The 7,683-nt window shown below is 69.0% G+C and carries 6 protein-coding genes and 2 pseudogenes; 4 read left to right on the top strand and 4 right to left on the bottom strand.

Annotated features, from left to right (window positions below):
- From ACFYZL_RS07355 to ACFYZL_RS07345, 3 genes and pseudogenes are all read left to right on the top strand, one after another.
- A pseudogene (locus ACFYZL_RS07355) lies at positions 1-95 on the top strand (lytic transglycosylase domain-containing protein); the annotation flags it as partial.
- 61 nt (positions 96-156) lie between these two features.
- A pseudogene (locus ACFYZL_RS07350) lies at positions 157-474 on the top strand (transposase); the annotation flags it as partial.
- A 137-nt stretch (positions 475-611) separates the two neighbouring features.
- Complete coding sequence (locus tag ACFYZL_RS07345; protein ID WP_388676904.1) at positions 612-1,289, top strand: hypothetical protein; 678 nt, start codon at positions 612-614, stop codon at positions 1,287-1,289.
- 181 nt (positions 1,290-1,470) lie between these two features.
- Here the strand turns inward: ACFYZL_RS07345 and ACFYZL_RS07340 are convergent, their stop codons facing one another.
- Entirely contained in the window at positions 1,471-3,804 is a 2,334-nt protein-coding gene (locus ACFYZL_RS07340; RefSeq protein WP_388676901.1) for a collagenase, read from the bottom strand.
- Between the two features lie 217 nt (positions 3,805-4,021).
- Between ACFYZL_RS07340 and ACFYZL_RS07335 the strand changes: the two genes are divergently transcribed.
- Positions 4,022-4,555 carry a hypothetical protein gene (locus tag ACFYZL_RS07335; protein WP_388676898.1) on the top strand — a complete coding sequence of 178 codons (534 nt, stop codon included), beginning with the start codon at positions 4,022-4,024 and terminating at the stop codon, positions 4,553-4,555.
- A 40-nt stretch (positions 4,556-4,595) separates the two neighbouring features.
- Here the strand turns inward: ACFYZL_RS07335 and ACFYZL_RS07330 are convergent, their stop codons facing one another.
- Genes ACFYZL_RS07330 through ACFYZL_RS07320 form a run of 3 tightly spaced genes read right to left on the bottom strand, consistent with a single transcriptional unit; the run spans position 4,596 to position 7,396 of the window.
- Positions 4,596-5,216 carry a hypothetical protein gene (locus ACFYZL_RS07330; RefSeq protein ID WP_388676895.1) on the bottom strand — a complete coding sequence of 207 codons (621 nt, stop codon included), beginning with the start codon at positions 5,214-5,216 and terminating at the stop codon, positions 4,596-4,598.
- A 55-nt stretch (positions 5,217-5,271) separates the two neighbouring features.
- Positions 5,272-5,916 (bottom strand): hypothetical protein, encoded by a 645-nt coding sequence (locus ACFYZL_RS07325; protein WP_384755267.1) that lies wholly within the window; start codon positions 5,914-5,916, stop codon positions 5,272-5,274.
- Positions 5,917-5,959: 43 nt separating this feature from the next.
- Positions 5,960-7,396 (bottom strand): FAD-binding oxidoreductase, encoded by a 1,437-nt coding sequence (locus tag ACFYZL_RS07320; protein WP_388676892.1) that lies wholly within the window; start codon positions 7,394-7,396, stop codon positions 5,960-5,962.
- Positions 7,397-7,683: the final 287 nt, after the last annotated feature.

Here is a 7,683-nt window from a genome sequence, read left to right as displayed (position 1 = left end):
CCACCCAGATCAAGTGGGGCCTGGACTACATGAACTCCCGCTACGGCAGCCCCGTCGAGGCCTGGAACTTCTGGTCCGCCAACCACTGGTACTAACTGATCGTTTCAGAATGAATGGCTTTGACGACTGACGGCGTAGCCGGGCAGTGTCTGCAGGATGTCTGTCGATCTTGTTCCTGACGACCTCTGGAAACGCGTGGCTACGCTGCTGCCGACACGGCCTGCACGGCGTCATCGCCATCCTGGACGACTGCCAGTGCCTGACTGGGTCGCGCTGGGCGCCATCCTGTAGGTCTTGCGCACGGGCGTGGCCTGGCGCGACGTGCCTATCCAGATTGTGGGTTGCTCCGGCGTGACCGCCTGGCGTCGTCTGCCGGACTGGACAGAGGCCGGCCTCTGGCCCCGCCTGCACGCAGCACTTCCCGCGGAGCTGCGGGCTACTGGTCTGCTGGACAAGGACGACGTGGCGATCGACTGCCTCCGGCGGCTCCGGCACTCAGTCACAGCCCAGCAGTAAGCTCCCGACGCATGACGTACCTCCCATACGACAGGCCCGCGACACGTTGCCGTGAGCCCCTCCCTGAGCTCAACACTGGGGAGAGGGACGACAACATGCTGATCGAGAGGCTGCGGGCTCGTGCGTGGGACCCGGGCCGGCGCTTCGACGCAGCGGACGTTCCTGTTGCGTGGATAACCGAGCGTTACGGCAGCGAGCGGTTGGACCAGGACCGAGACGACATCGTGTCGTATGGCAGCAACGGAACAGTCCAGCTCAAGGCAGGGGCCGAGGAGGTAGCCGTCTACTACGCCGATGCTTCCCGTGGGCCGCTGTTCCCACCGATCGCTCTGGCCGAGGTGGAGAAGGCGGAACGACGAATCGGACGCCCTCTCCCCGAACTGCTGCGGCGCGTTTACACCGAGGTCGCCAACGGTGGCTTTGGCCCTGACAGTGGACTCGCCTCCCTGACCGAGGGCAATCGTCCACTCGGGCACCTCTACGACTGGCCGTGCGCGGTCAGCGTCTACGAACGGAACCGGACTCAGGGTGTGCCGGCGTCGTGGCTCCACCTCGCGTACGCCGGCTGCACGATGGAGTGGCACGTCTCTTTGACTGCGGTCGACAACCCGGTGCTCCTTTACGACGCTGACGGTTGGGAGCCCACATGGGGCGAAGACCCGCATGACGGCCTGCGACATGCGTCGTCATCGCTGCGACGTTGGCTCTGGAGCTGGGCCGATGGCGGCGACGTATGGAACGAGGTCCTCAACCGCCGCTCCGCCTATGAGTGACGTCTTGCCATGAGCCCATCTCATTCTGAAACGATCAGTAAACCGGCGGCAGTACGCGCAGTACGCGCAGCACGCGCAGTAGACGTACGAAGACGCTCGGCAGGGAACCCCTGCCGAGCGTCTTTCGCGTAAGCGACCGCCGAACCCTCCGACACCCGTCGGCCGGCCCCGGCGGCCCGGGTCACTTGGACTGTGTGGAGAGGCTCACGCCGCTGAAGTCCTGCGCGGCGGCGAGGCTGAAGTAGACCCAGCCGGACGGCGGGTTGTCGATCGTCAGGGTCTCGGCGTTGCCGGCGTTGGTGGACTTCGCCTGGTGGCTGCCGGTGGTGGCCCAGCTACTGCCGCCGTAGTACAGGTCGGCGTTCCCGGTGCCGCCGCTGCTGGTGATGGTCAGCTGCTTGACTCCGGCCGGCAGGTACACGAAGTGGTAGCTGTAGTTGCCGGCGGAGGCCGAAAGGTTGTCCCGGCGGCAGTTCTGGTCGAACTGGCGCGGGTCCGCCAGGGTGCACTGCGGGATGGACGGGGCCTCCGGCAGCGGGCCGCAGTCGTTCGTCGCGCAGGCCGTCGACAGCCAAGTGGCGAAGCCGGCGTCGTAACCGGTGCCGATGGTCTGCTTCAGGAAGGTGCGGGCACCGGTCCAGTCGCCGGCACGGTACTTGCCGAGCACCGTCTGGACGTCGGCCGGGTGCGCCTGGAGCATGTAGCGGACCGCGAGCCAGCCCCAGCGGTAGACCCGGTTCGAGTTGACGTCCGGGTTCTCGTCCTGGCCGTAGACGGTGTCGAACAGGTCGCTGAGCTTGTACGTGTTCTTGCGGGCCTCGGCGATCGCGTCGGCGTTGCGCTCGCCGCGGTAGCCGAACGAGATGTTCTCGGCGATGCCCTCGACCCACCAGATGGTCGGCGTGGTGATGCCCGCCTCGAAATCGCCGGCCATGTTGAAGCGGCCGTCGAGGTAGTGGGTGTACTCGTGGTTGAGGTTCCAGATCTGGAATTCCGGGCGCAGCCAGCTCGCCTCGTGGGCGATGAACCGGGCCTGGTTTCCGGGCGCGGACGGGTTGCCCTCCTCGTACATCCCGCCGTTGTCGACGTCGATGTTGTAGATCGCCCAGGCGTACAGCGAGTACTGGGTGTAGTCGTCGAAGACGACGACTTCGAGGTTCGTGTTCACGTCACCGGGGATCGCGCCCTTGTCGCCGATGACCCGGTGGAAGTAGGCGTCCTGGTTGACCAGGCTGGTGCAGGTGCTTCCCAGCTGGCCGGGGGACATGTCCTGCGCGCGGATCTTCAGGCCCGGGTTGCAGGTGTGCTGGATCGGCAGGATCGCCGGGAGGACGCGTTCGCCCAGGTCGCAGATGGCGTAGGCCGTACAGTTGCCCCGGTCGTACTGGCGCGTGTACCAGCCCAGGTTCATGGTGATCGGGGCGGTGGGGCCGACGTTCGGGTAGCGGTTGATGAGGTCCTTCAGCAGCGGCCGGAGCCGGTCCTTGAGTTCGGGGACGTCGAGGGCGTAGCCGAGGTAGCGGCCGACGTTGCTGACGACGTCCAGGCGGTTCAACTGCGCGCCGTTGCGCGTGATGAAGCCGGCCCAGGTGTCGAGGACGGCGGGGTCGGCCTTGAGGGCGGCCCGCCAACCGCGGGCGTCGTTCTTGGCCTTGAAGCCGTTCTCGACGACCCATTCGACGTGCTGCATGGCGAGGTTCATCTGCCCGGGCCATGTGGCGTCGTAGCTGCCGAGCATCCACTTGATCACACCGGCGTACCGACCGGCCGTGTGGGTGCTGTCGATCAGCGTGACGACCTCGTTGAAGATCTCGCCGTTGGCGTCGGTGACGTCCTTGCTGCGCGGGGAGGCGAAGAAGGCGTCCAGTGCGCCGCGCGCCGCACTCTCCAGCGGGGTGCCGTAGTCGCCGACGACGTCGGCGTGGTTGTCCTGCACGTAGTAGCCGGCGCGCAGGAACAGCACCAACTGGCCCACGGAGGCACTGTTGTTGCCCGAGTAGCCGGCCGAGGCGTCGCGCAGCGCGTTCGCGACGGTCACCATCTGGGCTTCGCGGAAGGCCTTGCGGGCGTTGTCCCCGGTGAGGCCGAACAGCGGGTAGGTGCAGTCGATGCGGGGGAGGGCCTTGAGTTGCTGGACCAGCGCGCCGCCCGTCGCGTTGATCACGCCGGAAAGGTCGCCGCAGTCGTCCCCGGCGGCGGCCGAGGACTGCCTGTCCGCCTTGGCGGTGGGCGTGCGGACGGGCGTGGGGGCGAGGGCCGGGGCGGACGCCCGGGAGCTGTCCTGCGAGGAGATCCGGAAGCGCGAGCCGTTGTCCATCGCGTCGGGGGACTTGGGCACCGGGATCGATCGCGGCCCCGAGGCCGAGGGTCCGCTCGCGCGGCCCTGGGTCGGGGCCGCGGCGCCGACGGAGGCGGCCTGGCTCTGCGGCGTGAGCAGACCGAGCGCAATGAAGACGGCTGCGCCGAGCGCAGGAAGTCTGCGCGCGCCGGCCTTCGATATGCGGAAGGGAAGCATCTGTGGGGGCCTCCGGGGCCGTTGTGGCCACGTGTTGGGGACACGAGCCGTTGATGTGTGACATGTAAAATTTCACATGTCGCATCGCGCCGGAAGTCTTCTGGCCAGATTGCTCGGCCACCGCAATGGAAACGTTGTCACCCGCCGGTCCCCGGGCTCCGCCGGCGGCCCCACCCCATCCCGCTCAACCAGGCCTGCCGCAGGGCAGGATGGGCCGGTGAGCATCCATGTCCTCGGGGACTGGGCAGGTTTCCCGGACTCCCCGCCCGCTGCGGCCGTCCGGGACGCGGACCCGGCCGCGAGCCCGCCCGAGCTGCGCACCGTCTCGGGCGACACGGTCTTCGTATCCGCCCTGCACACCGCCGAGCTCGAACGGTTCTGCGCCGAGAACCGGATCCCGATACGCCATCGCCCCGACGTCTGGGGGGACTTGCTCGAACCCTTCCTCGACACCTGGTTCGACGCCCGACACCAGGCGGAAACCCTGGACCGCCTCGCGCGGGGCGGGGTCGGGCATACCGAAGCCGTCCGGATCCGCGAGCGCGTCGGCCCCCTCGTGACCGCCTACAACGGCGTGCACCAGGACTGGTGCCACCTCGGCCTCGCGGACCTCCTCGACGCGGCCGTCTCCGATCTCGTACCGGCCGAACTGCGCATCCGGCCGCAGGACCGTGAGGCCTTCCGCGCCTGGGCCATGGAGATCGCCGACCGGCCCGAATCGAAGCGCCTCCGGCGTCCGGGGACGCATTGAGTCGGCGGCGATGTGCCGTGGCGGTGGCCTGGTTGCCTACTCAGTCGTCGAACCACACGACCAGGCGCACGTTGTCGTCCCCGTGCTGTTCGGCGAGTTCTTCCATGGCCTCCCAAACGGGTTGCCACTCGCCGGTTTCGGTGATGGCATCTCTGCGGCGGATCGTGACGGATCTGTAGAGCGTGTCCCCGACGAGCCACTCGCTTCCTTCGGGCCACTCCCGGACCTCGCCTGCTTCGAGACCGACAGCCTCGGCGAACGCATCGCCGTTCCACGCGGCCTTGCCCGTCATCCTGAGCCCACTCGAAGTCCGCCGGAATTGGTGAAGCCGACTGTCGGGCTTCTCGGCGGGCTCGTCCCAGTCGACGGCCTTCACCTCGGCCCACGTGATCCACGTGGTGCCGTGAAAGCCGTCTTCGCCGTACCACTCGGTCAGCTGGGCGAACCGCTCGGCGACGGTGTCCGAGGCGTCGGCGGGAAATCCCCTGCCTGCCGCCAAGGGACGGAAGTTCGCGTGGTTGCGGACCCCGAAGAGACAACCGAACGCATCGTAGTTGCGGACATGGTTGAGGGAGCCGAGGTCGTGTGCGCCGTACCAGATCGGCTCCTGATCGTCCTGCGGCACCCGATACTCCAGGAAGCCGCTCATGTCCGTACCCATGCCGGGCATTGTCCCAACGCCGTCAAATGACTTTCGTCTGAGCGGAAGAGACGGCCTATTCGAAGAGGTCGAGTTCGTGGAACTCGAGTCCGTCCGGACCGAGTCCCGTGTTCTCCGCGTGCTCGGCCATCCGCGCGGCGTACTCGGGATGCTCGGCGAGCGAGGTGTAGGTGTCGAAGTCCAGGTCCAGGAGCTCGGCGAGGTCGGCGAGGTACACGTCGAGACCGGGGTACATCACGCCCACGTACGGCAGGTCGTCGATGTCCGTCACCAGCACGGGGTACTCGCCCGTGGAGTCCGGCGAGCCCAGGTAGAGCAGGCGACGCGAGTCGCAGCCGCCGACGAGCGGCAGGCACACGGCGGGCAGCAGTTCCTCGAAGTCGCCGAACATCGAGGCCATGCCGCCGCAGGAGCCGTACATCCACTCCGCCGTCGCCCCCAGTCCCCGGTCGCCGAGGACGGGCTCGGCCGGGTCCTCGTACCAGCCGACGTCGGCGAGCCAGGAGCCGTCGAAGGCCAGCCAGCGGCGCAGGCTGGGCGGCAGCGGCCGGCCGCCCGGCAGTCTCAGCCGGTCCAGCACCTCGGGCGCGAGCGGCACCGGGTCGTCGAGGTCCGGGGCGTCGCAGGTGGGCCATCCCCGCTCCCGGACCCGTTCGATCACCCGGTCGATCAGCGCGGCACCGTGCATGTCCTCGTTCATGCGGTGCACTGTGCCACGCGCCACTGACAGAGCGGGCCGCGGGTCACGGGAGCGGCGGCCCGAGCAGCCCCGTGCGGTCGTGGCGGTGCTGAAGTGCCCGGAGCCTGGCCAGGTTTCCGCCGTAGGCCGCCCGCGTCTCGGTCTCGGTTTCGGGGAGGCCCGGCCGCAGTTCGACGTTGTAGATCCCGATGGTGTGCCCGGTCAACGCCCGCTGCGTGTCGCGCGCCCACGTCCGGCAGGCCTCGGTGTCGGCGTCGTCGTCCCAGATCGCGTTCAGCGGGACGCTCCATTCGGCGCCTCTGCCCCAGAAGGCGGTGTCGCCGTCGGCGACGTCGGCCAGTGCCCCGCCGGTGTGCTGGAAGTCGATGCGGCACGCCTTCGTGGGTGCGGCGCGGATCCGGTCCGCGAGGGCGTCGGCGAGCGCGGCGTCGAGCGTGGGACCGGTGAACGTCGCCTTGCCGAAGAAGGAACCGCGCGGACGCTCGCCCGGCTCGGGCAACCGGAGTGGTTCGGGCTCCGCGCCGGCGGCGCCGGGGATGGCGAACTCGGGCAGCCCGGCCGGATAGCGGCCGCACGACTCCGAGCGGTGGAGCGGCGAAGAGCCCGAGCCGGCGACGACCGCCGACACCGCGGCCCTGGCCCGCTCGACGGCACTGTCCTGCCGGCCGGTGCAAGCGGTGTAGAGGAACAGGACCGGCTCGTCCGGCGCGAGGGCGGTGTGGCCGAGGACCGCGCTCATGGCGGTGTGTCGCGGCAGTTCGGGAGCGACCCGGAAATACGTGGCGAGGGCATCCGGCCCCACCACTGTCCGGTCGACCCAGACCGGGGCGATCTCGTGGGTCCGGAACACGGCGGAGTCGACCACTCCGACGTACGGCGCGCCGCCCCGGACAGCCCACCACAGATCGGCTTCCTCGCCCGAGCTCCGCTCCGAGAGGCGGACGACGTCACCGGACGGGAGTACCAGTTCGACCCCTACGAGATGGTCGACGGTGAGGCCCAGGGACCTCGTCAGATGGCCGATGCCCCCTCGGGTGGCCATCCCCAGGCCGGTGTGGCCGAGGACACCGACCGGCACCGCACGAGCTGCCGGGGCGAGGGCCCCGTGCATCGTGCCCATGGTCGCCCCACCGGCGACCACGACCCGGTCCCCGTCGGGGCGGGCGGTGTTCAGGTGCTCCGAGAGGTCCAACATGACGGCCCCGTCGGTGACGCAGTTCGAACTCAGCCCACCGCCACGCACCGTCACCCGGACGCCGGCCTCCGCGGCGACCTTCATGACGGTCGCGACGTCCTCGACCGTACGGGGTGCCACGACGCACGCGGGTCGACGGCGGGCGGCCTCGGGGAAGAAGACGCGTGCCAGGGCGTTCTGGTACTGCATGGTTCCGGGGGCGTGGACGGCCGGTCCGAGCGTGGAGCGCAACGGCTCGACGATGTCGTCCGGTGGACGGACCGGCGCGGTGTCATGACTGGGCACGGTGGCTCCGATTCCCGGTGATCGGGTTTCGGGCGGAGGGCCTTCGGTTGTCCCGGACGGCAGAACGGCAACCTCAGGAGAGTAGGCAACTCCTCTACTCCGCACAAGATTTCGAGACCGGGACGGTCCGAAAGTCGCCTCTGGCCCGAAAGCGATGGTGTCGAAGGGGGCGGGTGTCGTTGATAGCACACGGGCGGCCTCTGGGTGGGGACGTCGGGTCGGCTCTGCTCCGCGTGGCCCTCGGGCGACGGAGGGCGTATTGGCCTAGACCTATTGTGCGGCTCTGT

The organism is Streptomyces sp. NPDC001717 (assembly GCF_042892775.1).
Classification (GTDB): Bacteria; Actinomycetota; Actinomycetes; order Streptomycetales; family Streptomycetaceae; genus Streptomyces.
Note: the sequence above shows the minus strand (reverse complement) of the source record. Positions and strands in the feature narration are given on the sequence as shown.

Bases quoted from the DNA above. Each gene is read 5' to 3' on its own strand.
- ACFYZL_RS07340 (WP_388676901.1), bottom strand. From the start codon at position 3,804: ATGCTTCCCTTCCGCATATCGAAGGCCGGCGCGCGCAGACTTCCTGCG.
- ACFYZL_RS07325 (WP_384755267.1), bottom strand. From the start codon at position 5,916: ATGAACGAGGACATGCACGGTGCCGCGCTGATCGACCGGGTGATCGAA.
- ACFYZL_RS07330 (WP_388676895.1), bottom strand. From the start codon at position 5,216: ATGGGTACGGACATGAGCGGCTTCCTGGAGTATCGGGTGCCGCAGGAC.
- ACFYZL_RS07345 (WP_388676904.1), top strand. From the start codon at position 612: ATGCTGATCGAGAGGCTGCGGGCTCGTGCGTGGGACCCGGGCCGGCGC.